Origin of the sequence: Sphingomonas glaciei (assembly GCF_023380025.1) — a bacterium.
In the GTDB taxonomy this organism is placed as follows: domain Bacteria; phylum Pseudomonadota; class Alphaproteobacteria; order Sphingomonadales; family Sphingomonadaceae; genus Sphingomicrobium; species Sphingomicrobium glaciei.
Genome location: NZ_CP097253.1, coordinates 1,347,776 through 1,374,761 on the forward strand (window position 1 = coordinate 1,347,776; position 26,986 = coordinate 1,374,761).

The window sequence follows — 26,986 nt, forward strand, 5'->3', positions numbered from 1 at the left end:
GGTGAGTCACGTCCCTGCAACAACCATTATCGGGAAAGCAGCTCCACCGCCTGCTCAAACAGCGTTGGGGTCGCCGCCGCGACGATCGCGCCCGGCTCAAAGTCGGTTCCGCCCCGCCAATCGCCAATCACCCCGCCAGCGCCGCGCACCACCGGCACCAGCGCCGCCCAATCGTGCCGCTTCAGTCCGCTTTCGACCACTAGGTCGAGATGCCCGGCAGCCAGCCGCGCATAGGCCAGCGCGTCATACCCGTAGCGGGTCAGCCGAACCGAGCGGCGCACCCGGTCGAAGGCTTCGGCCTCGGCGCCGGAAAAGAGATGCGGATCGGTCGACGACAGTCGGGCCTGCGCCAGGCTGGTGCAGCTCGAAACCCGCACCGGCTGGCCATTGAGGGTCGCCGCGCCCGGCATGCCGATCATCAACTCGTCGAGCGCGGGCGCATCGATGAACCCGGCGATCGGCTCGCCGTCCTCCAGCAGTGCGACAAGGGTGGTCCAGCTCGGCAGGCCGCAAATCAGCGCGCGCGTCCCGTCGATCGGGTCGAGCAGCCAGCGCCGCGACGATTGCTCGCGGACGAGGCCATATTCCTCGCCCTCGATCCCGTCCTCGGGGTGCGCTGCCTCGATTTCCGCCCGCAACGCCCGCTCCGCCGCGCGGTCCAGTTCGGTGACCGGATCGTAGGCGCCCTCCCCCGCCTTGTTGTCGGCATCGGGAACCGCCGCACCGCGCGTCATCGCGCGCGCGGTTGCAGAAAGCTGGTGGAGGAAGGGAAGAAGGTCAGCCATGCGCCGGCCTTAACCCACTCCTCCGCTCTCGCGAAGCGGGCTGGCACAAGTCCTTCGGCCCAGCCGGTCAGGCCTCCCGGACCCTCAGCGTCGCAAGCGCGGCCAGCCCCATCACCGCCGCCGCAAAGGCCATGGTCCAGATCGGCTCGCCGGGGAAAAAGGCCTTCATGATCGAACCCATCACCGTCGCCACCAACAGCTGGGGCACGACGATGAAGATGTTGAACAGCCCCATGTAGGTGCCGAGCTTGGCCTGCGGCAGCGCGCTGGCGAGGATGGCGTAGGGCATGGCGAGGATCGAAGCCCAGGCGATGCCGACGCCGATCTCGGCCAGCAGCAGGTGCTGCGGATCGCGCAGGAGGAAGAAGCTGGCGTAGCCGAGAGCCCCGGCGCCGAGGCACAGGGCATGGGTTCGGGCCTTGCCGATCCGCTTCGCCAGCGCGGGCAGGACCAGCAGCGCAGCGATCGCCGCGACGCCATTGTAGACGGCGAACAGCACGCCGACCCAATTGCCCGCCTCCTGATAGAGCGCGCTGTCGGGGTCGCTGGCGCGGAAGAAGTTCTGGGCGACCACCGGGGTGGTATTGATCCACATGATGAACAGCGCCGACCAGCTGAAGAACTGGACCAGCGCAAGCTGCTTCATCACCGGCGGCATGCCGGAGAAATCGCCGACCAGGCTGCCGAGCATCCCTGAGCCGCGGCCGCGCTTAGCGGCGGCGATGGCGAAGGCCGACAGCGCGCCATAAGCGACCAGCAAGCCGCCCAGCAGGTAAACCTCTTTCTCGAGCCCGAGTTCGGGTACCAGCGCGATCACCAGCCCGCCCGCCGCGCCCCATACGAAGGGGACGAGCATCGAGCGGCTGGCCAGGGCCGCGCGGCTGTCGTCGAGCGCGTGGCCAGGCGCTTCGCCGAAGCTGAGCATCTGCTCCGGTGAATATTCGCGGGTGGTCAGCACCGTCCACATCACCGCCAGGAACAGCGCGGCGCCTCCGGCCCAGAAACTCCATTTGACCGTGTCGGGAATGGCACCACCGGCGGCGACGTTGCTGACGCCCCAATGTTCGAGGAGGTAGGGGAAGATCGAACCAATCACCGCCCCGGCGCCGATGAAGGCGGTCTGCACCGCATAGCCGGCGGTATGCTGATCGCGGCGAAGCTGGTCGCCGACGAAGGCGCGGAACGGCTCCATCGAGATGTTGAGGCTGGCATCGAGCATCCACAGCAGGGCAGCCGCGGTCAGCAGCACGGGAGCGAGCGGCATCAGCAGCAGCGACAGCGCCGCAAGCAGCGCGCCCGCAACGAAGTACGGACGGCGCCGACCGAACCGGCCGAGCCAGGTCCGATCGCTCATGAAGCCGATGATCGGCTGGACCAGCAGACCGGTGAGCGGCGCCGCGACCCACAGCGCCGGCAGGTCGTCGAGGCTGGCGCCGAGCGACTGGAAGACCCGGCTCATGTTCGCATTCTGGAGCGCGAAGCCGATCTGGATCCCGAAGAAGCCGAACGAGATGTTCCACAGCCCCGCCCAGCTCTGCCGCGGCTTTTCGAGCCGGCCCGTCACCTGATCCATGCACACTCCTCCTGGCGGCGCAGACAAGCAGGAAAGGGTGGCAGTGCCAATGCTTGGTGCAGTGCAGCAGAATAGGTATTCACAGGTGACAGGAACGTGGGCGGCGCTAGCGTCCCGGGCCAGTACCTAGGGGAGTTCGGATGGCCGTAGCCGCACCAGCAGATGTCAGCAGCAGCGAAGCCGCAGACGGCGTCGATGCGCCTGAGCTGCGCTATTTCGTCTTCGCTTTGTTCTTCATCTTCGGCGGCATCACCAGCCTCAATGACGTCATCCTGCCCAAGCTGAAGGAGCTGTTCACGCTCAACTACACGCAGGCGATGCTGGTGCAGTTCTGCTTCTTCACCGCTTATCTGGTGATCGGAATACCGGGGGCGCAGCTGGTCAAGCGGATCGGATACATGCGCGGGGCGATGACCGGCCTGCTGGTGATGATGGCCGGCTGCCTGCTGTTCATCCCGGCCTCGCGGACGGCGACCTATGGCCTGTTCCTGTTCGCGCTCTTCGTGCTGGCGAGCGGCGTCGTCGTGGTGCAAGTGGTCGCGAACCCACTGATCAGCCTGCTCGGCAAGGCGCAGACGGTGCACAGCCGCCTGACCTTCGCACAGGCGTTCAACAGCCTCGGCACGACCGTGTTTCCGATCGTCGGCTCGGCGCTGATCCTCGGTGGCTTGGCGGGCGTCAGCGCGTCGGACTTCAGCGGCGCGGAGCTCGCGGCCTATCGCACTGCCGAGACCCAGGCGATCAGCAACACCTACATCGGCCTTGCCGTGGCGCTGCTGGTCATTGCAGGCGCGGTGTTCCTGTTCCGCAACCGCCTGCCTAACGAGAGCCACGAGAAGAGCTCGCCGCTGGCCGGTTTCTCGCTGCTCGGCCGCAAGCGGTTCGGTTTCGGTGCGCTGTGCATCTTCCTCTACGTCGGCGCCGAGGTCTCGATCGGGTCGCTGATCGTCAATTATCTGCAGCAAAAGCACGTTCTTGCCCTTTCCGAGCAGGGCGCCGGCAGCCTCATCTTCCTCTACTGGGGCGGGGCGATGGTGGGGCGCTTCATCGGCAGCTGGTTCCTCCGGATCATGAGCCCGGGCCTGATCCTCGCAAGCGTGGCTATCGGAGCGATCGCCTTGCTCGCGATCTCGACCAACAGCACCGGGGCGGTTGCTGCCTACAGCCTGCTGGCAATCGGCCTGATGAACTCGATCATGTTCCCGACCATTTTCAGCCTCGCCTGCGAGAAGCTGGGCGCGCGCGCGGCGGACGGGTCGGGGATCATCAATATCGCCATCTTCGGCGGCGCGGTCATCCCGCTGCTGACCGGCATGCTGGCCGACGCGAGCGGTAGCCTGGCGATCGCCCTGCTGCTGCCAACCGCCTGTTATGCGGTGATCGCGGGCTACGGCTTCTACGCCCGGCGGCCGGCGTCAGACCTGGCGTAAGCACCCGCTTGCCGGATGCGTCAGACCTGGCTTGAGCCGCGCACCTTGAGGCTTACGGGAAGCAGTCGCGGTTCGCCGTCGCGTCCCTCGATCCGCTCGATCAGCGCTTCGACCAGCGCCGAGCCGGCGGCGCGGGCGTCCTGCGCAACGGTGGTGAGCGGCGGACTGGCATAGCCGGCGGCGGCGAGGTCGTCGAAACCGACCACCGCGACGTCCCCCGGCACCTGGCGGCCGCGCTCCTGAAGCGCCTTCATCGCGCCGATCGCGGCAAGGTCGGAGGCGGCGAACAACGCGTCATAGGCAATGTCGCGACGTTCGAGTTCGGCGACCGCGGCGCGGCCCTCCTCCTCGCTCGGTCCCGCATCGACCCGCAACCTGTCGAAGGCGGGCAGATTGGCTTCGTCATGCGCCTGGACATAGCCACGGTAGCGATCGAGGAATTCGGGATAGCCTTCGCTGACGGTGCCGACGAAGCCGATCCGGCGCCGACCCAGCGCGATCAGATGCGCAGTCGCCTCGCGCCCGCCGGCCTGGTTGTCTGAGCCGATCATCGCCCCGAATTCATTGGCGCGCGGGTTGCCCCAGCAGACGAAATGGGTGCCGCGGCGAACCAGAGCCTCGAGCCGCGGGCGATATTGGAGATAATCGCCATAGCCGAGCAGGATGATGCCGTCGGCCTTGCGGCTGTCCTCGAAATCGACGTGCCAGTCGTCGCTCAATTGCTGGAAGCTGATCAGCAGATCGTAGCCATGCCCGGCGCAGGCGCGGACCATCGATCCGACCATCGACAGGTAGAAGGGATTGATCAGCGTTTCGTCGGGGGTCGGATCCTCGAAGAACAGCAGCGCGAGCGTCCGGCTCTGCTGGCGGCGCAGGCCCGAGGCATTCTTGTCAACCTTGTAGTGGAGCTGTTCGGCGGCAGCGAGGACCCGGGCCCGAGTCTCGGCGCTGACCGCGGGATTTCCGGACAAGGCACGGCTGACGGTCGGCTGCGAAACACCCGCCAGGGCCGCGATGTCGAACGATGTCGGGCGCCGCTGCGTCATTGCGGCCACAGTGTAGCGGGCTGAATACGTATGTATAGCGGGACGGCATTCTAGCCACTCCGCCAAACCCCGCATAATCTTTCGGGATTGGTGACGTGATGCGCGCTTGTTCGCCGCGCCCGTTCGACCAGGAGGGGTGACAACAGATGACGAATTCTTCGAGCAATCGCCGATTCTGGCTTGCCGCGAGCCCGCTGGCGCTGTGCGCCGCACTGATCGCGACGCCCGCTGCAGCGCAGGATGCGACCGCCAGCAATCCGGCGGTTCCGTCCCCGATCGCGCCGGCACCAACCGCCGACCAGAGCAAGGACGAGGCCGACGCCGCGGCACAACAGGCTGCCGCCGCACCGGTCGACGACACCATCGTCGTCACCGGCCTGCGCGCCTCGATCCGCAATGCGGTCAACCAGAAGCGCAACAACAGCTCGATCGTCGAAGTGATCGCGGCCGAGGACATCGGCAAGCTGCCCGATGCCAGCATCGGCGAAGCGCTGTCGCGTCTGCCCGGCCTCACCAGCCAGCGCTTCGATGGCCGCTCCAACAAGCTTTCGGTGCGCGGCCTATCGCCGGACTTCACGACCACCACGCTCAATGGGCGCGAGATGGTCAGTTCGGACAGCAATCGCGCGGTCGAGTTCGACCAGTTCCCGTCCGAACTGCTGAACGGCGCTGTGGTCTACAAGACGCCCGACGCGGCGCTCACCAACCAGGCGATCGGCGGCACCATCGACCTGCTCACCATCCGTCCGCTCAGCCAGAAGCGCCGCACGGTGGCGATCGGCCTGCGCGGCGAGCTCAACGACAAGGGCCGCCTCAACCGCGACACGCAGGACAAGGGCTATCGCTTCAACATTGCGGTGGTCGACCAGAATGACGCCGGGACCGTCGGCTGGGCGCTCGGCTATGCCCGCATGATGCAGCCGATCCAGGAGCAATGGATCCAGGCCTGGGGCTATGGCAACAATGTCGGCGGCAACGCCGCGCTCGAGGGCATCAAGCCCTACGTCAAGTCGAACGAGCTGACCCGCGACGGCCTTGCCGGGACGCTGGAGTTCAAGCCGGTCGACAATTGGGTCAGCCGCCTCGACCTCTTCTATTCGCGCTTCAACGACGAACAGACCCTTCGCGGGCAGGAGATCGCCGGCTACACCGCCAGCAGCTTCACCCCGGTGACGACCGCCGACGGGCTGGTCACCAGCGGTCGCTGGAACGGTATCCGCACCCAGTCGCGCAACGACTTCACCGATCGCAAGGTCAACACCTTTGCCATCGGCTTCAATAACGTCGCGAGCTTCACCGACCGCTTCCGGCTCGAGCTGGACGCGAGCTACAGCCGCGCCGACCGCAAGTTCACCGCGGCCGAAACCTACAGTTCGACCGGCCGCGGACAGACCGGCCGGACCGACAACATCACTTATACGCTGGGGGGCCCGAACGGCATCAGCGTGGCGAGCGGCCTCAACTACGCCGACCCCAATCTGTGGCGGCTTGGCGACAACCTCGGCTGGGGCGGCCCGTACTGCACCGAGGCCTTCGGATTCCAGTGCGCGAGCCAGGACGGCTATATCAACCGCGAGGCGTCGACTGACGACCTGGCCGCGATCAAGCTGGCCGCGTCCTACGAGTTCGGCGGACCGATTTCCGACATCCGCGTCGGCGCCCGCTATGCCTCGCGCGAAAAGACGCAGACCAAGACCGGCGAATTCCTGACGCTGGACGTCTACCCGGCGATCCTGCCGATCCCGGCCAATCGCCTGGTCGCGCCGGCCGACCTCGGCTTCCTCGGCCTCGGGCCGACGATCGCCTATGACGCCCGCCAACTGATCGCCGACGGGGTCTATTTTCAGACCCCGAACGATCTGCTCGGCAGCGCCAAGGCCAGCTGGGACGTGTCGGAAGACATCTTCAACACCTATGCGATGGCCAATATCGACGCCGATCTCGGCGGGATGGAGCTGACCGGCAATGCCGGCGTGCAGCTGGTCCACACCGACCAGAGCAGCGTGGGCAATGTCGTCAGCTTCAACACCGCGGGCGGGCTGGTCATCACCCCGCGGCTCGATGGCGACAAATATTGGGACGTGCTGCCGAGCATGAACCTCAGCCTCGGCCTCGCCCGCAACCACAAGCTGCGCTTCGGCGCCGCCAAGGTGCTGTCGCGCAGCCGCATGGATGACATGAACGCCAGCCGCGACGTCAACTTCGTCGCCGCCAATGCGTTGTCGACCGACATCACCCGTTCGCCGTGGACCGGCGGCGGCGGCAACCCCAAGTTGCGCCCGTGGCGCGCCTGGCAGGTCGACGCTTCCTACGAATTCTACTTCGGCAACGGCGGCTACATCGCGGTCGCGCCTTACTACAAGAAGCTGCTCAACTACGTTTACACCGAGAACGTGCTGACCGACTTCAACGGCATCGTCGCGCCGGGGCCGATCCAGCCCGTCCTTCGCCAGGGCTTCATCAGCGCTCCCGCCAATGGCCGCGGCGGCCGGATCTACGGCCTCGAACTGTCGGCTTCGCTGCCGTTCGGTTCGTTCGTCCCCGCGCTCGAAGGCTTCGGCGCGATCGGCAGCGCGTCGTTCACCGACAGCAAGGTTCGTCGCACCGCCACATCGGCTCCGGAAGACCTGCCGGGCCTGTCGAGGCGCGTTCTGAACGGCACGCTCTACTTCGAGCGCGCAGGCTTCGGTGCCCGGGTCAGTGCCCGCCACCGGTCCAAGTTCCTGGCGGAAAGCTTCGCGCTTGGCCTGACCAGCGAATTGCGGTTCGCCAAGCCCGAGACGATCCTCGACGCGCAGGTTAGCTACGACTTGACCAACATCGGGTTCAACGGCCTGTCGTTGTACGTGCAGGGGTCGAACCTGACCGACGAACCCTTCATCCAATATTTCGGGGACGACGAGCGTCGCGTCCGCAACTACCACACCTACGGCCGCAACTTCATGGCCGGCGCGACCTGGAAGTTCTAAGGCCGCGCCTCAGGTCGGGACCGGTCGCGTGCGGCGGCCGGTCACCACGTCACAGGCGGAACAGGAAGCTTTCCCGTGCAGCGGATAAGCAAGGTGGTGATCGTAGGCGGCGGAACCGCCGGGTGGATGAGCGCAGCGCTGCTTGGCCGCACCTTCGGCCGCACGCTCGACATCACGCTGGTGGAAAGCGACGAGATCGGCACCGTCGGCGTCGGCGAGGCCACCATTCCGCCGATCCTCGTCTTCAATCAGGCGCTCGGCATCGACGAAGCCGAATTCCTGCGCGAGACGCGCGGCACCATCAAGCTGGGCATCGAGTTCCAGAATTGGGGCGCCCTCGGCCACCGCTACATGCATGCCTTCGGAGACGTTGGTCACTACCATGGCCTGTCGCCGTTCGTGCATTACTTCCTGCGCGCGAAAGCGGCCGGGCTGGCCGACCGGCTGGGCGACTATTCGCTGGGCGAACGGGCGGCCTATGCCGGGCGCTTCGGCCACTTGCCGCGGGTGCCCAACACCCCGCTGGCCGGATTGAATTACGCCTATCATTTCGACGCCGGTCTCTACGCGCGCTATCTGCGCCGGATCGCTGAGGGGTATGGGGTCAAGCGCCACGAAGGCCGGATCCGGTCGGTCGAGCGCGATGGCGAAAGCGGCCATGTGCGCTCGGTCACCCTGGCCGACGGATCACGCGTCGAAGGCGAGCTGTTCCTCGATTGCTCGGGCTTCCGCGCGCTGCTGATCGGCGAGGCGATGGGGGTCGGCTACCAGGACTGGACGCGCTGGCTTCCGGCCGACCGGGCGTGGGCGGTCCCGACCGAGAATGTCGGTGAGCCGCGCCCCTACACCCAGTCGATCGCGCACGAGGCCGGGTGGCAATGGCGCATCCCGCTGCAGCATCGCACCGGCAACGGGCATGTCTTTTCCTCCGCCTTCACCAGCGAGGAAATTGCCCGCGACGTGCTGCTGGCGAACCTCGAGGGCAAGCCGATCGCTGAACCGCGGCTAATCAAGTTCACCACCGGGCGGCGCGAAACGTTCTGGGAAGGGAATGTTGTCGCGATCGGGCTGTCGAGCGGATTCCTCGAACCGCTCGAATCGACGAGCATCCACCTCATCCAGTCGGCGGTGGTGAAGTTGTCGACCCTGTTCCCCGATGCCGGCTTCGAGCCCGCTTACCGCGACGAATTGAATCGCCAGATGATCGCCGAATTCGACGGCGTGCGCGACTTCATCATCCTCCATTACCACGCCAACAGCCGGACCGATGCGCCGATGTGGACCGCCTGCCGCGAAATGACGGTGCCCGACAGCCTGAAGGAGCGGATCGACCTGTTCCGCGACACCGGCCGGATCTTTCGCCACGGCCAGGAACTGTTCCATGAGGTCGGCTGGCTGCAGGTGATGCTGGGCCAAGGCATCGTTCCTGAACGCTACGACCATATGGCCGATGCGCTGTCCGAAGCCGAGCTCGACAGCTTCCTCGCCAATCTGAAGACCGTCATGGCCGGCACCGTCAGCCGCCTTCCCACCCATCGCCAGTTCCTCGAAGGAACCGGCGCCAAGCTTGAGGCCGTCGCCGCATGAGCCTGATCACCGCCCTTGCTCTCGTCGCCGCGCAGCCGGCCCCTGCCGCGGACTTCCGCACCAGGCTGCCGGAAGACGAGGTGATCTACTTCCTGCTGCCCGACCGGTTCGACAATGGCGACCGCAGGAATGATACCGGAGGGATCACGGGCGGCCCGCTGCAGAGCGGATTCAACCCGGCCCACAAGGGGTTCTACCATGGCGGCGACCTCAAGGGGCTTATCCGCCGCCTCGATTACCTGCAGGGCATGGGCGTCACCGCCATCTGGTTCGCGCCGGTGTTTAAGAACAAGCCGGTGCAGGGCGGCAAGGGCCAGGAGAGCGCGGGCTATCACGGCTATTGGGTGACCGATTTCACCCGCGTGGACCCGCATTTCGGCGAGAATGCCGACTTCAAGGCCTTCGTCGACGCCGCCCACAGGCGCGGGATGAAGGTCTACATGGACATCATCACCAACCACACGGCCGACGTCATCAAGTTCGCCGAGTGCGAGGCGGCGAATGCCTGTCCGTACCGCTCGATCGCCGACTATCCCTATCAGCGCCGCGGCGGCACGGGCGGTGCCCCGATCAACCCGGGCTTCCTGGGCGAGACCGTCCGCACGCCGGACAACTTCGCGAAGCTGACCGATCCCAATTACGCTTACACGCTGAACACCGACGCCAAGGAGCGGAACGTCAAGGTGCCGGCCTGGCTCAACGACCCCCTGCTCTATCACAATCGCGGCGACAGTACGTTCACCGGAGAGAGCTCGACGCAGGGCGATTTCGTCGGGCTGGACGATCTGATGACCGAGCAGCCCAAGGTCGTGGCCGGCATGATCGAGGTATACGGCAGCTGGATCGACCGGTTCGGAATCGACGGCTTCCGCATCGACACCGCGCGGCACGTGAATCCCGAATTCTGGCAGCAATTCGTGCCGGCCATGCTGAGCCGCGCCAGGGCGCGCGGCATTCCGAACTTCCATATCTTCGGCGAGGTCGCCAACGACGACTTCAGTCCGGGCTTCCTCGCCAAGCATACGGTCGAGGACAAATTGCCCGCAGTGCTCGACTTCGCCTTCAAGCAGGCCGCGTTGCGCAGCCTGGCCAGCGGACAACCGACCGAGATCTGGCGCGAATTTCTCAATCAAGACGTGCTTTACGCCGGCGGCAAGGCGAGCGCGCGGCAATTGCCGACCTTCCTCGGCAATCACGACCAGGGCCGCTTCGCTTTCTATGTCCGCGAAGGCAATAAGGCGGCGAGCGCGGACGAACTGCTGGCACGCGTGAAGCTCGGTCATGTGCTGATGTTCACGTGGCGCGGCGTGCCGACGGTCTATTATGGCGACGAGCAGGGCTTCGTCGGCGATGGCGGCGACCAGGATTCGCGCGAGACGATGTTCCCGTCGAATACCGCGACATATCTCGACAACAAGCTGCTCGGCACCACGCGCACCAACGCGGTCGAGAATTTCGACACCGCGCACCCGCTCTACAAGCTGATCGCCGAATTGGCCCGCATCCGCACCGGCAGCGAGGCGCTGCGCCGCGGTGATAGCCGCCTGCTCGCGGCCGAGGACAAGCCCGGGCTGCTCGCCTTCAGCCGCCGCATGGTTCCGCCGCTTGTGCGCACCGTCTCGCTGGAACCGGCCGACCGCTACGAGGAAGTCATCGTCGCGGTGAATACCTCGGCCCAGCCGATCACCCGCAATGTCGCGGTCGCCGCCGATATCAGCGGCCTCGCCTCGCTGTCGGGCCCGTGCCCCGCCGCCCCGGTCGTCCCGGGGACTATCCGCGTCACCTTGCCCGCGTTCGGCCATGTCATCTGCCGCGCCGTTCGCTGAGCCGCCGGTGCGGGCCAAGCCGGCCTCTGCCGAGCCCTGGTGGCGCGGCGCGTCCATCTATCAAATTTACCCGCGCAGCTTTTGCGACAGCGATGGCGACGGGATCGGCGATTTGCGGGGGATTACCGCCCGCCTGAGCCATGTCGCCGACCTGGGGGTCGATGCGGTGTGGGTGTCGCCCTTCTTCACCTCGCCGATGAAGGACTTCGGCTATGACGTCGCCGATTATCGCGACGTCGATCCGACCTTCGGGACGCTGGCCGACTTCGACGCGCTAATCGCCCGTGCCCACGGGCTCGGGCTCAAGGTGCTCATCGACCTCGTCTTCTCGCATACCAGCGACCAGCATCGCTGGTTCGTCGAAAGCCGGTCCAGCCGGACGGCCGAGAAAGCCGACTGGTATGTGTGGGCCGATCCCAAGCCGGACGGGTCACCTCCGAGCAACTGGCAGTCGGTATTCGGGGGGCCGAGCTGGACCTGGGACGCGCGGCGTGAGCAATATTACCATCATAACTTCCTGAAGGAGCAGCCGCAGCTCAACGGGCATCATCCGGCGGTGCAGCAGGCGTTGCTCGATATCGTGAAGTTCTGGCTCGACCGCGGGGTCGACGGTTTCCGCTTCGATGCGGTGAACTTCATGATGCACGACCGGCGGCTGACCGATAATCCTCCGGTCGCGGAGCCAAAGCAGCGGACTCGGCCGTTCGACCTGCAGCATCATTTCCATAACCAGTCGCAGCCCGAGGTCCTGCCGTTCCTCGAGCGGATCCGGGCACTGTGCGACGATCATGGCGCCGCGTTCGCACTGGCCGAGGTCGGCGGCGAGCAGGCGCGCGAGGAGATGGCGGATTATACCGCGCCCGGGCGACTCCACAGCGCTTACGGGTTCGATTTCCTGTACGCCGACCGGCTGACCCCGGCGTTGGTGGCGGAGAGCGCGCGGCGCTGGCCCGACCGGCCGGACATGGGCTGGCCAAGCTGGGCGTTCGAGAACCATGATGCGCCGCGCGCGCTGTCGCGGTGGGTCGACGAGGCCCATGCGGCGCAATTCGCCCGGACCAAGATGCTGCTGCTGGCGGCGCTCAGGGGATCGATCATCCTCTATCAGGGCGAAGAGCTTGGCCTGACCCAGGTCGAAGTGCCGTTCGAACTGCTGCAGGACCCCGAGGCGATCGCCAATTGGCCGCAGACGCTGAGCCGCGACGGGGTTCGCACTCCGATGCCCTGGTCGCGCAGCGAACCCGGGCTTGGCTTTACCGGCGGTTCGCCGTGGCTGCCTTTCGGCCAAGACCATCCCGCCTTGAGCGTCGATGCCCAGGCTGCCGATCCCGGCTCGCTGCTGCATTTCACCCGCGCGGTGATCGCGCTGCGCAATTCGCATCAGGCGCTGCGCTGGGGCTCGCTCGAGGTGATCGAGGCAAGCGAGCAAGTGCTGGTCTTCGAGCGTGTCCGTGGCAATCAACGGCTGCGTTGCACCTTCAACCTGTCGGCCTACCCTGCGGGCTTCGTGCTGGCGGGCGCTACCATCTTCTCCACCGGCGAGCGTGCCGGCGGAGAACTCGGGCCCTATGCGGCCCTGATCGAGGAACTCTGATCCTATGCGTATGCTGCTTGCCCTTGCCGCCCTGTCGCTGTCGGCGCCGGTTGTCGCGCAGACGACCGTGGCGACCGCTGCCTCACCCTCCGGCACGCTGACGCTGACGGTGACCACCAATGGCGAGGGCCGGGTCGGCTATGCGGTAGCGCGAGGGGCCACGCCAGTGATCGGCGAAAGCCACCTCGGCTTCCTGTTCAGCGACAGCCGCCAGATGCTCCGCAACATGGAGCTGAAGGGCAAGACCGAAGCCAAGGTCGACAGCACCTGGGAGCAGCCGTGGGGCGAATGGCGGCAGGTCCGCGACCACCACAATGAGGTGGCGCTGACCTTTCAGGAGAAGGACAAGCTGCGCCGCACCATGCGGGTGCGGTTCAGGTTGTTCGATGACGCGGTCGCCTTCCGCTACGAGTTCCCCGAACAGGAGAACCTCAAGACCGCCAACATCGTCGAGGAGCTCACCCAGTTCCGGGTGCTCGGGCAAGGCCGCGCGTGGTGGGCACCGGCCTATGAAAGCAACCGCGAGGAATATCTTTACAACAATACCCCGATCACCGGGGTCGGTACTGCGCAGACGCCGTTCACCATCCGCCGCGACGACGGGATCCACGTCGCGATCCATGAAGCGGCGCTGGTCGACTATTCGGGGATGAACGTCGCGCATGTGCAGGGCGGGCTGATGAAGGCCGACCTGACGCCCTCGTCAAGCGGGCCCAAGGTTGTGCGCGACACGCCGTTCGAAACGCCTTGGCGGGTGATCCTGATCGCGGCGGATGCGCCGTCGCTGTACCACGCCAACAAGGAAATCCTGAACCTCAACGCGCCCAACAAGCTGGGCGATGTCAGCTGGGTGAAACCACAGAAATATGTCGGCGTGTGGTGGGGGATGCACATCGAGACGCAGAGCTGGGCGTCGGGCCCCAAGCATGGCGCGACCACGGCCTACACCCGCAAGATGATCGACTTCGCCGCCAAGCACGGCTTCCGCGGCGTGCTGGTCGAGGGCTGGAATAAGGGCTGGGACGGCGACTGGTTCGCGACCGGCGACGAATTCAGCTTCACCGAGCCCTATCCCGATTACGACATCAGCAGCCTCGCCGCCTACGGCAAGCGCAAGGGCGTCCACCTCATCGGGCATCATGAAACCAGCGCCAACATCGCCAATTACGAGCGGCAGCTCGAGCCGGCGCTCGACCTTGCGCGTGACATGAACATGGAAGCGATCAAGACCGGCTATGTTGCCGATGCGGGCGGGGTGCAGGCGCTCGATACCAACGGCCGCAAGGTATTCGAATGGCATGAAGGCCAGGTGATGAGCCGCCACCATCTGAAGGTGGTCGAGGAAGCGGCCAAGCGCCGCATTGCGATCAACCCGCACGAGCCGATCAAGGACACGGGCCTTCGTCGCACCTATCCCAACTGGGTCAGTCGCGAAGGCCAGCGGGGCATGGAGTATAATGCCTGGGCAGAGCCCAAGAACCCGCCGCACTACGACACCGAATTGCTGTTCACCCGGATGCTTGCCGGGCCGATGGACTTCACCCCCGGCATCCTCAGCCTGATGGGCCGCGGCAACACGCCGATCCCGTCGACCCTGGCCCGCCAGCTGGCCTATTATGTGACCGTCGCCTCGCCGATCCAGATGGCGGCTGACCTGCCCGAGAATTACGAGAAGAACCCCAGGCCGTTCCAGTTCATCAAGGATGTCGCGGTCGACTGGGACGACACGCGCATGCTGGCTGGCGACGTCGGCCAATATGGCGTGATCGCCCGCAAGGAGCGGGGCGGGCCCAACTGGTTCCTCGGCGGGATCACCAACGAGGAGGGCCGCGACCTCGACCTGCCGCTCGGCTTCCTCGAGGCGGGTCGCCGCTATCGGGCGGAAATCTACCGTGACGGCGAAGGCGCCGACTTCCGCACCAACCCGCGGGCAATCGCGATCGAGAAGCGCAATGTCACTGCCGCCGACCGGATGGCGCTGCGAATGGCGCCGGGCGGCGGCTTTGCGGTGCGCTTCGTGAGGCTCGGCCGCTGATGCGCTGGCTGCTCGCCATTGCCGCGCTGATCTTCGTCCTGGTCTCGCCGGCTGGCGCACAGGGCCGCTTCGTCGAGTTCGACCAGCCGGCCGACATCGGCCAGGTCCATGTCACCGTGTGGGTCCCGCCGGGCTACGACCGCGAGCCCGGGCGCCACTATCCGGTGCTGTACATGCACGACGGGCAGAACGTCTTCTTCCCCAAGCGCTCGGGCTTCAACAAGGTGTGGGCGGCGGACAAGGCGGCGCTGAAGCTGATCGCCGCGCGCAAGGTGGCGCCGTTCATCATTGTCGCCGCCGATCATCCGGGCGCGCCGCGCTACTTGCGTTACTTCCCGACCCGTGTCGCCAATCCCGAATTCGCCAAGGGCATTGCTGGCTTCGCCAAGGGCAAGCTGGCGGGCGACGATTACCTGACCTTCCTTGCCGAAACACTCAAGCCGCGGATCGACCGGGAGTATCGCACCCGGTCGCAGCCGCGCTTCACCGCGGTCGCCGGAAGCAGCATGGGTGGCCTCATCAGCCTCTACGCGCTGACCGAGCGGGCCGACGTGTTCGGCAAGGCGGCGGCGGTGTCGACCCACTCGCCGCTGGTCGATCCCGGCCTGCTGACCCAGCAGCCGCAGATGGCCGAGATGGTGAAGGCCGACTGGCGGCGCTACCTGTCGACCCGGCTCGGCGCCCCGGGCGGGCGCAAGCTGTGGATGGATCACGGCACCGAGACGCTGGATGCCGGCTACGCCCCCTATCAGGCGGTACTGGACGAGGGCGTGGCCAAGGCGGGATGGACCCGCGGCAAGTATTTCGAAAGCCGCGTTTACAAGGGCACCGCGCATGAGGAGAATGCGTGGGCAGCACGATTGCCGGAAATCCTCGGCTGGCTGCTCGCAGACTGGAAGCGTTAGTGCCCGACCAACCTGGCAAACAGACCAAAGCGACGACCCTGATCCTGTTCGGCGCGACCGGCGACCTCGCCGCGCGCATGCTCCTGCCCTCGCTCTACGCGCTTCACCGTGACGGCCTGCTGCCCCCGGACCTGCGGATCGTCGCCACTTCACGCTCGGCGCATGATGATGCGAACTTCCGCGAGCATGCCCGCGCCGCGCTGACCGCTCATGTGCCGGCGACCTTCGTCGACGAGAGCGCGGTCGAGGCGTTCGTTGCCCTGCTGACCTACGTCACCTTGGATGCGACCGATGCCGGCGGCTACCAGCGGCTGGCCGCAGCGGTGCCCGAGGGCAGTGAGACCGCCATCTTCCTGTCGACCGCGCCGTCGCTGTTCAAGCCGACCATCGACAACCTCGAGGCAGTCGGGCTGGCCGGGCCGCACGTCCGCCTCGCGCTCGAGAAGCCGCTCGGGTCCGACCTCGCTTCGAGCCGGTCGATCAACGATGCCGTCGCCGCCGCCTTCCCCGAGGAGCGGACCTTCCGGATCGACCATTACCTGGGCAAGGAAACGGTTCAGAACCTCCTCGCCCTGCGCTTCGCCAACCTGCTCTTCGAGCCGGTGTGGAGCACTGCGCATATCGATCACGTCCAGATCACGGTCAGCGAGACCGTCGGGCTGGAGGGCCGCGCCGATTATTACGACGGTGCCGGCGCGCTACGCGACATGGTACAGAACCACATGCTGCAACTGCTGGCGCTGGTGGCGATGGAGCCGCCATCGCAACTTGACGCGACCGCGGTGCGCGACGAGAAGGTCAAGGTGCTGCGCTCGTTGCGGCCCATCAGGTCCGAGGACAGCGTCACCGGGCAATATGTCGCGGGCGCGGTCGGCGGCAAGCCGGTCCCCGCCTATGGCGAGGAGCTGGGCAAGGCGAGCGGGACCGAGACCTTTGTCGCGCTGAAGGCCCATGTCGACAATTGGCGCTGGGCCGGCGTCCCCTTCTATCTGCGCACCGGCAAGCGGCTTCCCGACCGGCGGACCGAGATCGCCATCCAGTTCCGCTCGCTGCCCCATTCGATGTTCGCGTCGCGCGGGGCCAGCGCCGCGCCCAACCGCCTGATCATCGCCATCCAGCCCGAGGAGAACATCACGCTGGAGCTGATGGCCAAGCAGCCCGGCCTCGACCGCGGCGGAATCCGCCTGCGCGAGGTCGAGCTCGACATCGAGCAGGCCGATGCCTTTGCCGACGTGCGGCGACGCATCGCCTACGAGCGGCTGCTGCTTGACCTGGTCGAGGGTGACCCCACCTTGTTCGTGCGCCGCGACGAGGTGGAAGCCCAATGGCAGTGGATCGACGGGATCCGTGCGGTCTGGGAGGGGGCCGGCACCAGTCCGCGGCCCTACGCCGCCGGCAACTGGGGCCCCTCCGCCGCGATCGCCTTGATCGAGCGCGACGGGAGAAGCTGGAATGACTAGGCTCGATCCGCGCATCGCGGCGGTGACCGATCGCGTCATCGAGCGCTCGAAGCCGGGGCGGACGCGCTACCTCGAACTGATGGCGCAGCAGGGCGAACGCGGCATTTCGAGGAGCCGGATGAGCTGCGGCAATTTCGCGCACGGCTTCGCCGCGGCGGAGGGCGACAAGGACCGGATCCGTGACCAGGCCGGGCCGAACATCGGCATTGTCACCAGTTACAACGACATGCTGAGCGCGCATCAGCCCTATGCCCGCTTCCCCGAGCAGATGAAGATCTACGCCCGCGAGGTCGGCGCCACGTGCCAAGTCGCGGGCGGGGTCCCGGCGATGTGCGACGGCGTGACGCAGGGACAGGACGGGATGGACCTGTCGCTCTTCAGCCGCGACGTGATCGCGATGAGCACTGCGGTGGCGCTGAGCCACGGCATGTTCGACGGCGCGACGCTGCTCGGCATCTGCGACAAGATCGTGCCGGGCCTGCTGATCGGCGCGCTGCGCTTCGGCCACCTGCCGATGCTGCTGGTGCCGGGCGGGCCGATGCCGTCGGGCCTGCCGAACAAGGAGAAGCAGCGGATCCGCCAGCTCTATGCCGAGGGCAAGGTCGGGCGCGACGAACTGCTGGCGTCGGAAAGCGCGAGCTATCATTCGCCGGGCACCTGCACCTTCTACGGCACCGCCAATTCGAACCAGATGATGATGGAGCTGATGGGGCTGCATGTCCCAAATAGCGCCTTCACCCAGCCGGGAACGGGCCTGCGCCAGGCACTGACCCGCGCCGCGGTGCATCGGGTCGTCGAACTGGCCGCCGCCAAGGAGCGACCCCTGGCGACGTGCGTCGACGAGCGCGCGATCGTCAATGCGATGATCGGGCTGATGGCGACCGGCGGGTCGACCAATCATGCGATCCACCTGCCGGCGATCGCACGGGCGGCGGGAATCCACATCGACTGGCAGGACTTCGACGATCTTTCCGCCGCCGTTCCGCTGCTGGCGCGGGTCTATCCCAATGGGTCTGGCGACGTGAACGACTTTCATTATGCCGGCGGGATCGCCTTCGTCGCGCGCGAGCTTGGCGCAGCGGGGCTGCTGCATACCGACATCCTAACGGCCGGCGCCGACGACTTCGGCACCTGGACCTCGCACCCCGAGATGGAGGGGGAGCAACTGGTCTGGCGTGAAGTGACGGAAAGCCGCAACGACACCATGCTCCGTCCTGTGACCGAGCCGTTCCTGGCCGATGGCGGCATGCGGCTGGTCAAGGGCAACCTAGGCCGGGCCACGCTCAAGACCAGTGCGGTGGACCCGTCGCGGTGGACGATCGAGGCCCCGGCCCGCGTCTTCTCCGATCAGAATGAGGTGCTGAGGGCGTTTGGGGCGAGCGAGCTCGACCGCGACGTGGTGGTAGTGGTCCGCTTTCAGGGCCCACGCGCCAACGGCATGCCTGAGCTCCACAAGCTGACCCCGCCCCTCGGCGTGTTGCAGGACCGCGGCTTCCGGGTCGCGCTGGTCACCGACGGCCGCATGAGCGGCGCCAGCGGCAAGGTCCCGGCCGCGATCCACGTCTCGCCCGAAGCGCTGGGCGGCGGTCCGCTCAGCCGGGTTCGCGATGGCGACCTCGTCCGGGTCTGCGCCAATCGCGGCATGCTCGAAGTGGTCGACGTCGACTTGTCCGCGCGCGAGCCGGCCCCGCCGCCGCCGCCGCCGGTCGGCACCGGTCGCGAGCTGTTCGCGCTGATGCGCGGGACTGCCGACGATGCCGAGCGCGGCGCCTCTGCGATGCTCCACGCGATGGACGCCGAAGCCCTATGACCCGCCGCATCGTCAGCGCCGACATCGGCGGCACCCATGCCCGCTTCGCGATGGCCACTCTCGATGGCGACCGCGTCGTCGCCATGGACGAGCCGGTCACGCTGCGGACCGCCGATCATGGCAGCTTCCAGCTGGCGTGGGAGGAATTCGCCCGGCTCACCGAGGAGCCGCTGCCCCCTGCCCTGGCAATCAGTTTCGCAGGGCCGGTCGGCGGCGAATTGCTGAAGCTCACCAATAACCCGTGGGTGATCCGCCCCGCGCTGATCCCCGCGAAATTGGGCGTCAGTGATTATGTGGTGGTGAATGATTTCGGCGCGGTGGCCTCGGCCGTCGCGGCGTTCGACGGCAGCGCCTACACCCACCTTTGCGGGCCCGACGAGCCGCTTCCGGACGAGGGGATGGTCACCATCCTCGGGCCCGGCACCGGGCTTGGTGTCGCCGGCCTGCTGCTGGGCAAGGGCGGCGCGCAAGTCATCGAGACCGAGGGCGGGCACATCGACTTCGCGCCGCTCGATTCGCTCGAGGACCGGATCCTGGCCGAGCTGCGCAAGAGCTTCCGCCGGGTCTCGGTCGAACGCATCCTGTCCGGGCGCGGGTTGATGAACCTCTACGAAGCGCTCGCCAGTCTCGAAGGGCGGCCGGCCACCATCCATGACGAAAAGGAGCTTTGGGGCGCCGCGATGGAGGGCCGCGACAGCCTGGCCGCCGCCGCGCTTGACCGCTTCTGCCTGACCCTCGGCGCGGTCGCTGGCGACCTCGCGCTCGCGCAGGGCGCGGTGGCAGTCGCGATTGGCGGGGGCCTTGGATACCGCCTCAAGGACCACCTGCCCCGCTCTGGCTTTCGCGACCGCTTCATCGCAAAAGGTCGATTCGAGCGACGGATGGACGCGCTGCCCGTCAAGCTCATCACCCACCCGCAACCGGGCCTGTTCGGCGCCGCCGCGGCCTTTGCGAGGAAATTCGCATGACGCTCGAAGAGGTGATGCACGCCGCGCCGGTGATCCCCGTGCTGGTGCTGGACGGCGAGCATGATCCGGTGGCGCTGGCGGAAACGCTGGTCGAGGCGGGTCTTCCGGTGCTCGAAGTCACCCTTCGAACCCCGCAGGCGCTGGGCGCGATACGTGCAATGGCGGGGGTCAAGGGCGCGATCGTCGGGGCCGGCACGGTGCTCAACGAGTGGCAATTGTTCGAAGCGCGCGAGGCGGGAGCGCGGTTCATCGTCGCGCCGGGCCTGACCAAGGGCTTGACCCGCGCCGTTGCCTCGACTGGGCTCGCCTATCTGCCCGGAGTTGCCACCGCGGGCGATATCATGCGCGGGCTCGACCTTGGCCTGACCCGCTTCAAATTCTTTCCGGCCGAGGCGTCGGGCGGCCTTCCGGCGCTCCGTGCTCTGTCCGCCCCGTTCGGGGCCGTTCGCTTCTGCCCGACCGGCGGAATCACCGAGGCGAGCGCGCCCGAGTGGCTGGCCGAGCCTGCCGTCACCTGCATCGGCGGAAGCTGGATGGTGAAGAAGGGCATGAGCCTGGCCGAGATCGGCGATGCGGCGGCACGCGCCGCGTCCCTCGCCCGGAGCTGACCGGGCAGCGCTTTCTAGCCCGCGCCCCCTTGAGCGCTCTCTCACCCTATGCTGAAAGGCGGGGGTGAACCGCTCATGGTCGTTCGCCATCGACCGGGGTGGCACCTTTACCGACGTCATCGCCACCAGTTCGGATGGCCGGCAACGCATACTCAAGCTGCTGTCAGAGCGGCCCGACCGCTATGACGACGCCGCGCTGGAGGCCATCCGGCAGGTGCTGAACGAAGAAGGCGGAAGCCTCGCCTCGGTGCGGATGGGGACCACGGTCGCGACCAACGCGCTGCTCGAGCGCAAGGGCGAACGGACGGCGCTGGTCACCACGCGCGGCTTCGCCGATGTGCTGAGGATTGGGACGCAGGCGCGGCCGGAGATTTTCGCTCGCCACATCGTGCTGCCGTCGATGCTCTATACAGCGGTGGCGGAAGTGGCCGAGCGGGTCGCGGCGGACGGCGCGGTGCTTCTGCCGCTCGACGAGGAGGCGGCGCGGGTCGTGCTCGGCGAGCTTCGCGACCGGGGCTTCGACAGCCTCGCCATCATCCTGATACACGGCTGGGCCTATCCCGCGCACGAACAGCGCCTCGCCGAACTGGCGCGGGAACTTGGTTTCGCGCAGGTGTCCGTCAGCCACGAAGTCGCGCCGCTGATCAAGTTCGTCAGCCGCGGCGATACCACGGTAGCCGACGCCTATCTGTCGCCGGTGCTGCGCCGCTACGTTGACCGGGTCGCGGCTGGGCTGGGCGAGGCTGCGGAGCTGAGCTTCATGCAATCGAATGGCGGTCTTGCCGCTGCCCACGCCTTTCGCGGCAAGGATGCGATCCTGTCGGGCCCTGCCGGCGGCGTGGTGGGAATGGTCGCGGCGGGGGCGGCGCATGGCGAAGAGCGGCTAATCGGCTTCGACATGGGCGGCACCTCGACCGACGTGTCGCATTATGCCGGCGCGCTCGAACTGGCGGAGGAAAGCCTGGTTGCGGGCGTCCGGGTCCGCGTGCCGATGATGCAGATCCATACGGTGGCGGCGGGCGGCGGGTCGATCTGCCGGTTCGACGGCATGCGCTTCCGGGTCGGACCTGAGAGCGCCGGAGCGCAGCCGGGGCCGGCCTGTTACCGTGCCGGCGGGCCGCTGACGGTGACCGACTGCAATTTGGTCCTAGGTCGGATCGTGCCCGAGCTGTTTCCCGCGGTATTCGGGCCTAAGGGCGACCAGACGCTCGACCGCGAGCACGCCTTCGCTCGCATCGAAGAGGTGGCGGAGGCGGTCCGGACCGCGAGCGGCAAGCACCTCTCGGCGGAGGAGATCGCCGAGGGTTTCCTTGCCATCGCCAACGAGAACATGGTCGCCGCCATCCGCAAGATTTCGGTCGCGCGCGGGTATGACGTCAGCCGCTACACCCTGGCCTGCTTCGGCGGGGCGGGCGGGCAGCATGCCTGCTCGGTCGCCGACCGGCTGGGGATGGAGCGGATCCTGATCCACCCGCTGGCGGGCGTGCTGTCGGCGTTCGGGATCGGACTGGCCGAGCGCAAGGTCATTCGTGAGCGAAGCTGGCGGCAGCCACTCGGGGTGAGCCATGCCGAGGCCATGGCCGAATTGACCAGCGAGGCGCGGCAGGCGCTGGAGACCCAGGCCGTCGCGCCGGACAGCATCAGGGTCGCCGAACGGGCGCGGCTCCGGCTGGAAGGCAGCGACACGTCGATCGAGCTGCCCCTTGCCGGGCAGGAGGCGTTGGCGGCGAACTTTCACGCCACGCATCGGCAGCGGTTCGGCTACACCGACGAGGGCTCGCCCGTCATCGTTGAAGCGCTGGTCGCGGAAGCGGTCGGCGGGTCGGGGCTGCCGACGGCGCTGGCGCAGCCCGCAGGTCCTGGCGCCGAAGCGACGGTTCATGGTGCGTGGTCCTGCTATCGGCGCGACGCGCTGGCCGAGGCGCAGGAGGTCGCCGGCCCGGCACTGATCCTCGATGCTTCCTCGACCACGGTGGTCGAGCCCGGCTGGGTCGCGAAGCGGGCGCATGACGGGACGTTAATCCTGTCCCGCACGCAGCCGCTGCAAGCACGCCGCACGATCGGCAGTGAGGTCGATCCGGTCCGGCTGGAGATCTTCAACAACCTATTCATGGCGGTGGCCGAGGAAATGGGCGTGGCGCTGCAGGCCACCGCCACCTCGGTCAATATCAAGGAGCGGCTCGATTTCTCCTGCGCGCTGTTCGACGCCGAAGGGGCACTGATCGCCAACGCGCCGCACATTCCGGTACACCTGGGATCGATGGGCGAAAGCATCCGCACCATCATCGAGGCGCGTGGCCAAGGCCGCGACGGTCGCGGGATCCGGCGCGGCGACGCTTACCTGCTCAATGACCCCTATCGCGGCGGCACCCACCTGCCCGACATTACCGTGATCGTGCCGGTGTTCCTGGACGAGGGCGACGCGCCGACCGGTTTCGTCGCCGCACGCGGCCACCATGCCGACGTCGGCGGGATCGCGCCCGGGTCGATGCCGCCCGAAAGCCTCTCGATCACCCAGGAAGGCGTGCTGATCGACAATGAATTGCTGGTCGACGAGGGTCGCCTGCGCGAGGCGGAGATGCTGGCGCTGCTCGGCAGCGGCGAGTGGCCGGTCCGCCGTCCCGACCGCAACATGGCAGACCTCAAGGCGCAACTTGCCGCGTGCAGTCGCGGTGCCGACATGCTGGGCCGGATCGCCGCCGACTATGGGCCGACGGTCGTCACCGCCTACATGGGCCACGTCCTCGCCAATGCCGAGGAGAGCGTGCGGCAGTTGCTCGGTGGCCTGGAAGACGGCGCGTTCGCCTACGAAATGGACAATGGCGCGGTGGTGAAGGTAGCGATCCGCGTCGACCGGGCCGCGCGATCGGCAGTGTTCGACTTCACCGGCACCAGCCCGCAGCGGCCCGACAACTTCAACGCCCCGCGCGCGATCGCCCGGGCCGCCTCGCTCTATGTCGTCCGGACTCTGATGGACGACGACATTCCCTTGAACGACGGCTGCCTCAGACCGGTCGAACTGGTGCTGCCGGAGTGCTCTATGCTGTCGCCCGAATTTCCCGCCGCGGTTGTCGCCGGCAATGTCGAAACCAGCCAGGTCGTCACCGACGCGCTGTTCGCCGCCACCGGGCGGCTGGCGCCGAGCCAGGGCACGATGAACAACTTCACCTTCGGCAACGCGCATCACCAATATTACGAAACCATCGCCGGCGGGTCGGGCGCGGGCCCGGACCATGACGGAACGGATGCGGTGCAGACCCACATGACCAACAGCCGGCTGACTGATCCCGAAATCCTGGAGACCCGGTTGCCGGTCCGGCTCGACCGCTTCGCCATCCGCCGCGGATCGGGTGGCGCTGGCCGTCACCATGGCGGTGACGGAGTGGTGCGCGAGATCACGTTCCTTCAGCCGATGCGGGCCAACATCCTCGCCAACCGGCGGCGGGTAGCACCCGCAGGGCTGGCCGGCGGCGCCCCTGCCCAGCCCGGGCGCGACTGGGTCGAGCGGGCGAACGGCGCGGTCGAACCACTCGGTGCGACGGGCAAGGCCGACATGGCACCCGGCGACCGCTTCATCATCGAAACGCCGGGTGGCGGCGGGTTTGGAGAGCGCCCATGAACTATTGGCCCCTGCTCGGCATCCTGCTGGTGGTCGCCGGCTTTGCCTTGCGGCTGAATCCGATGCTGGTGGTCACCGCCGCGGCGCTCGCCACCGGGCTACTCGCCGGACTCGACCCGCTGGCGGTGATCGCCACCTTCGGCAAGGCGTTCAACGACAACCGGATCATCGCCATTGTTTGGATCGTGCTTCCGGTGATCGGCATGCTGGAACGGTTCGGACTGCAGCAGCGCGCCGCCGCCGTGATCCGCTCCATGCAGCGGGCAACCACCGGCAAATTGCTCCTGCTCTATCTCGGCTATCGTCAGATCACCGCCGCCATCGGCCTTCATTCCACCGCCGGTCACGCCCAGACGGTCCGGCCGCTGGTCGCCCCCATGGCGCTGGCCGCGGCCGAAAAGGAGCATGGCGAGCTGGACGAGAAAACCGCCGAAAGGGTGAAGGCGATGGCGGCAGCCACTGACAACGTCGGAGTGTTCTTCGGCGAGGACATCTTCTTCGCTATCGGCTCGATCGTGCTGATCCAGGCGACCCTGGCAACCTATGGCATTGACCTTGCCCCGCTGCAGTTGGCGGTGTGGGCGATCCCGACCGCGATCCTTGCCTTCCTGGTCCACGGCGCGCGCCTGCTGCTGCTCGACCGCCGGCTGCGGAAGCCGCGGCGATGATCACGCTGCACTGGCTGTACGTCCTGGCGGGCGCGATGTTCGCAGGCTTCGCGATCCTTAGCGCCGCCGACCGCAGCAACGGCAAGAGGTGGGGCAATGCCGCCTTCTGGGGCTTGATGGCGCTGAGCCTGCTCGCCGGCGACCTGATCGGCGACCTTGGCAACGGGTTGCTGGTGCTGGGACTGGCGGCGCTTGCCGGCTTTGGCCTGGTTGGACGCGGCAATCCGCCGACCACCAGCATCGAAGAGCGCGACGCCTGGTCGGCAAAGCTCGGCAACAGGCTGTTCCTGCCGGCCCTGATCATCCCGGTGACCGCCTTGTTCGGGACCTTGCTCTACACCTACACGCCGCTTGGAGCATCCGGCCTGTTCGAAGCCAAGCGCGAAACCTATATCCTGCTGGGCCTCGGCGTGCTGCTGGCGCTGCTGACCATCTTTGTCTGGCTCCGGCCGCCGCTGCTGACCCCGCTGCAGGAAGGACGGCGGCTGATCGACTCGATCGGCTGGGCCGCGGTCCTGCCGCAGATGCTGGCCGCGCTGGGCGTGCTGTTCGCCGCCGCGGGCGTGGGTGACATCATTGGCGGCCTGACGCGCGCGGTGATCCCGGAAGGCAGCATCTTCCTGACCGCGGCTGTGTTCGGGGTCGGCATGGCGCTGTTCACGATGATCATGGGCAATGCCTTTGCCGCCTTTCCGGTGATGGCCGCAGCGGTCGGCGTACCCTTGCTGATTCAGGACTATGGCGGCGACCCGGCAGTGATCGGAGCCGTTGGCATGCTGGCGGGTTTCTGCGGAACGCTGATGACCCCGATGGCCGCCAACTTCAATCTCGTCCCCGCTGCGCTGCTGGAGCTCAAGGACCAATATGGGGTGATCAAGGCGCAGGTCGCGACCGCCCTGCCGCTGCTGGTCTTCAACATCCTGATCATCTCCGTGGCGGCCTTCCGGTGAGCGGGCTGACGCGGGAGACGGCGGCGCGGTTCGCCCGAATAGCCCTTGGTCACGTCGCCCAGGAATATCCTCACAAGCTAGATCATGTGCTGCTGAGCGACGGCGACGCGGTGCCGCCGCGCGTGCTCCACCCGATCTTCTTTGGCAGCTTCGACTGGCACAGCTGCGTCCATGGCTGGTGGACCCTGCTGACCCTCCGCCGGCTGTTCCCGGACCTGCCCGAGGCCGAGCGGATCACAATTCTGGCGGACGACAGCTTCACCGCCGACAAGGCAGCAGCCGAGCTTGCCTATCTCTATCGCCCGCAATCGGGCGGGTTCGAGCGGCCCTATGGCTGGGCCTGGGTACTGGCGCTGCACGGGGAGGCTGAGCGGCACGAGGATCGCTCCTGGGCCAGCCGCCTCGAACCCCTCGCCCGCGCCTTTGCCGAGCGTCTGAGTACCTACCTCGACAAACTGACCTACCCGATAACGGTCGGGACCCATTTCAACACCTCGTTCGCGCTGACGCTGGCGCTCGAGTGGGCGCAGTCGCACGATCAGGAGCTGGCCGAGGTGATCGGCGGCTGGGCCGAGCGCTGCTTCGCCGACGAGCGCGACTATCGCGGGTGGGAGCCTGGCGGGGACGAGTTCCTGTCCCCTGCCCTCAGCGTCGCGCTGCTGATGTCGCGAGTCCGGAGCCGGAAGGCGTTCGCGCCGTGGTTCGAGGGCTTCCTGCTCGACAACGGGGTACTCGAGGCGCGTTTCGATCCGGCGTTCGTATCCGATCGCAGCGACGGCAAGACCGCGCATCTCGACGGGCTCAACCTCAGCCGGGCCTGGGCCCTGCGCTCGATCCGCCGCAGCCTTGCTCCACATCCGTCAGAGCCCGTGCTGGAACGCCTCGCGGATGCAAACTTCGCTGCCGCCCTGCCCTATCTCAGCGGCGACTATGCCGGCGAGCATTGGCTGGCGACCTTTGCCCTCCGTGCCGTGATGGCGGGCCAGGTCGTGACGGACTAGATCGCAGGAGTGCGGCAGCGATGCTACCTTCTATCCGCGCCTGTTTGGCTGCTTATCGCACTAAGCGACACTGCCCTTATCGTGGCAATCTCTACCGTGCGGACCGCATAAGCCACCAACCTTGAGGATGTCGGCGCGGAACAGCGCCGACC

18 protein-coding genes are annotated in these 26,986 nt (G+C 67.1%); 15 read left to right on the forward strand and 3 right to left on the reverse strand.

Annotation, left to right across the window (positions count from 1 at the left end; translation table 11 throughout):
- Positions 1-26: 26 nt before the first annotated feature.
- Positions 27-785, reverse strand: a complete 759-nt coding sequence (locus M1K48_RS06680; RefSeq protein ID WP_249505061.1) for an inositol monophosphatase family protein — start codon at positions 783-785, stop codon at positions 27-29.
- A 67-nt stretch (positions 786-852) separates the two neighbouring features.
- Positions 853-2,358 carry an MFS transporter gene (locus M1K48_RS06685; protein ID WP_249505062.1) on the reverse strand — a complete coding sequence of 502 codons (1,506 nt, stop codon included), beginning with the start codon at positions 2,356-2,358 and terminating at the stop codon, positions 853-855.
- Between the two features lie 140 nt (positions 2,359-2,498).
- On the opposite strand from M1K48_RS06685, the gene M1K48_RS06690 reads away from it, so the two are divergent.
- The gene (locus M1K48_RS06690) at positions 2,499-3,788 is read left to right on the forward strand and encodes a sugar MFS transporter (RefSeq protein ID WP_249505063.1); all 1,290 of its coding nucleotides are present in this window, start codon (positions 2,499-2,501) and stop codon (positions 3,786-3,788) included.
- Between the two features lie 20 nt (positions 3,789-3,808).
- Here M1K48_RS06690 and M1K48_RS06695 read toward each other — a convergent pair whose 3' ends face one another.
- The gene (locus tag M1K48_RS06695) at positions 3,809-4,834 is read right to left on the reverse strand and encodes a LacI family DNA-binding transcriptional regulator (RefSeq protein WP_249505064.1); all 1,026 of its coding nucleotides are present in this window, start codon (positions 4,832-4,834) and stop codon (positions 3,809-3,811) included.
- Between the two features lie 146 nt (positions 4,835-4,980).
- Between M1K48_RS06695 and M1K48_RS06700 the strand changes: the two genes are divergently transcribed.
- The 14 genes from M1K48_RS06700 (at position 4,981) to M1K48_RS06765 (ending at position 26,834) form a co-directional block, all read left to right on the forward strand.
- Positions 4,981-7,803 (forward strand): TonB-dependent receptor, encoded by a 2,823-nt coding sequence (locus tag M1K48_RS06700; RefSeq protein ID WP_249505065.1) that lies wholly within the window; start codon positions 4,981-4,983, stop codon positions 7,801-7,803.
- A gap of 75 nt (positions 7,804-7,878) precedes the next feature.
- Complete coding sequence (locus M1K48_RS06705; protein WP_249505066.1) at positions 7,879-9,390, forward strand: tryptophan halogenase family protein; 1,512 nt, start codon at positions 7,879-7,881, stop codon at positions 9,388-9,390.
- Positions 9,387-11,216: an alpha-amylase family glycosyl hydrolase gene (locus M1K48_RS06710; RefSeq protein WP_249505067.1), complete on the forward strand. Its 1,830-nt coding sequence runs from the start codon at positions 9,387-9,389 to the stop codon at positions 11,214-11,216. The genes M1K48_RS06705 and M1K48_RS06710 overlap by 4 nt, the downstream gene beginning before the upstream one ends.
- Complete coding sequence (locus M1K48_RS06715; RefSeq protein ID WP_249505068.1) at positions 11,191-12,810, forward strand: alpha-amylase family glycosyl hydrolase; 1,620 nt, start codon at positions 11,191-11,193, stop codon at positions 12,808-12,810. The genes M1K48_RS06710 and M1K48_RS06715 overlap by 26 nt, the downstream gene beginning before the upstream one ends.
- Before the next feature lie 4 nt (positions 12,811-12,814).
- Complete coding sequence (locus M1K48_RS06720; RefSeq protein ID WP_249505069.1) at positions 12,815-14,845, forward strand: glycoside hydrolase family 97 protein; 2,031 nt, start codon at positions 12,815-12,817, stop codon at positions 14,843-14,845.
- The gene (locus M1K48_RS06725) at positions 14,845-15,750 is read left to right on the forward strand and encodes an alpha/beta hydrolase (protein WP_249505070.1); all 906 of its coding nucleotides are present in this window, start codon (positions 14,845-14,847) and stop codon (positions 15,748-15,750) included. The genes M1K48_RS06720 and M1K48_RS06725 overlap by 1 nt, the downstream gene beginning before the upstream one ends.
- Complete coding sequence (zwf, locus tag M1K48_RS06730) at positions 15,750-17,210, forward strand: glucose-6-phosphate dehydrogenase (RefSeq protein ID WP_257794174.1); 1,461 nt, start codon at positions 15,750-15,752, stop codon at positions 17,208-17,210. The genes M1K48_RS06725 and zwf overlap by 1 nt, the downstream gene beginning before the upstream one ends.
- A complete protein-coding gene (edd, locus tag M1K48_RS06735; protein ID WP_249505071.1) occupies positions 17,203-19,020 on the forward strand; it encodes a phosphogluconate dehydratase in 1,818 nt (605 codons plus the stop codon). Before zwf ends, edd begins: the two co-directional genes overlap by 8 nt.
- Entirely contained in the window at positions 19,017-19,988 is a 972-nt protein-coding gene (locus M1K48_RS06740) for a glucokinase (protein ID WP_249505072.1), read from the forward strand. Before edd ends, M1K48_RS06740 begins: the two co-directional genes overlap by 4 nt.
- Positions 19,985-20,596 carry a bifunctional 4-hydroxy-2-oxoglutarate aldolase/2-dehydro-3-deoxy-phosphogluconate aldolase gene (gene eda / locus M1K48_RS06745; protein WP_249505073.1) on the forward strand — a complete coding sequence of 204 codons (612 nt, stop codon included), beginning with the start codon at positions 19,985-19,987 and terminating at the stop codon, positions 20,594-20,596. Before M1K48_RS06740 ends, eda begins: the two co-directional genes overlap by 4 nt.
- A 64-nt stretch (positions 20,597-20,660) precedes the next feature.
- Positions 20,661-24,215, forward strand: coding sequence for a hydantoinase B/oxoprolinase family protein (locus M1K48_RS06750; protein WP_249505074.1), 3,555 nt, complete (start codon positions 20,661-20,663; stop codon positions 24,213-24,215).
- Positions 24,212-24,883: a DUF969 domain-containing protein gene (locus tag M1K48_RS06755; protein ID WP_249505075.1), complete on the forward strand. Its 672-nt coding sequence runs from the start codon at positions 24,212-24,214 to the stop codon at positions 24,881-24,883. Before M1K48_RS06750 ends, M1K48_RS06755 begins: the two co-directional genes overlap by 4 nt.
- Positions 24,880-25,833, forward strand: a complete 954-nt coding sequence (locus tag M1K48_RS06760; RefSeq protein ID WP_249505076.1) for a DUF979 domain-containing protein — start codon at positions 24,880-24,882, stop codon at positions 25,831-25,833. The genes M1K48_RS06755 and M1K48_RS06760 overlap by 4 nt, the downstream gene beginning before the upstream one ends.
- On the forward strand, positions 25,830-26,834 hold the full coding sequence (locus M1K48_RS06765; RefSeq protein ID WP_249505077.1) for a DUF2891 domain-containing protein: 1,005 nt from the start codon (positions 25,830-25,832) through the stop codon (positions 26,832-26,834). The genes M1K48_RS06760 and M1K48_RS06765 overlap by 4 nt, the downstream gene beginning before the upstream one ends.
- Positions 26,835-26,986 lie beyond the last annotated feature (152 nt).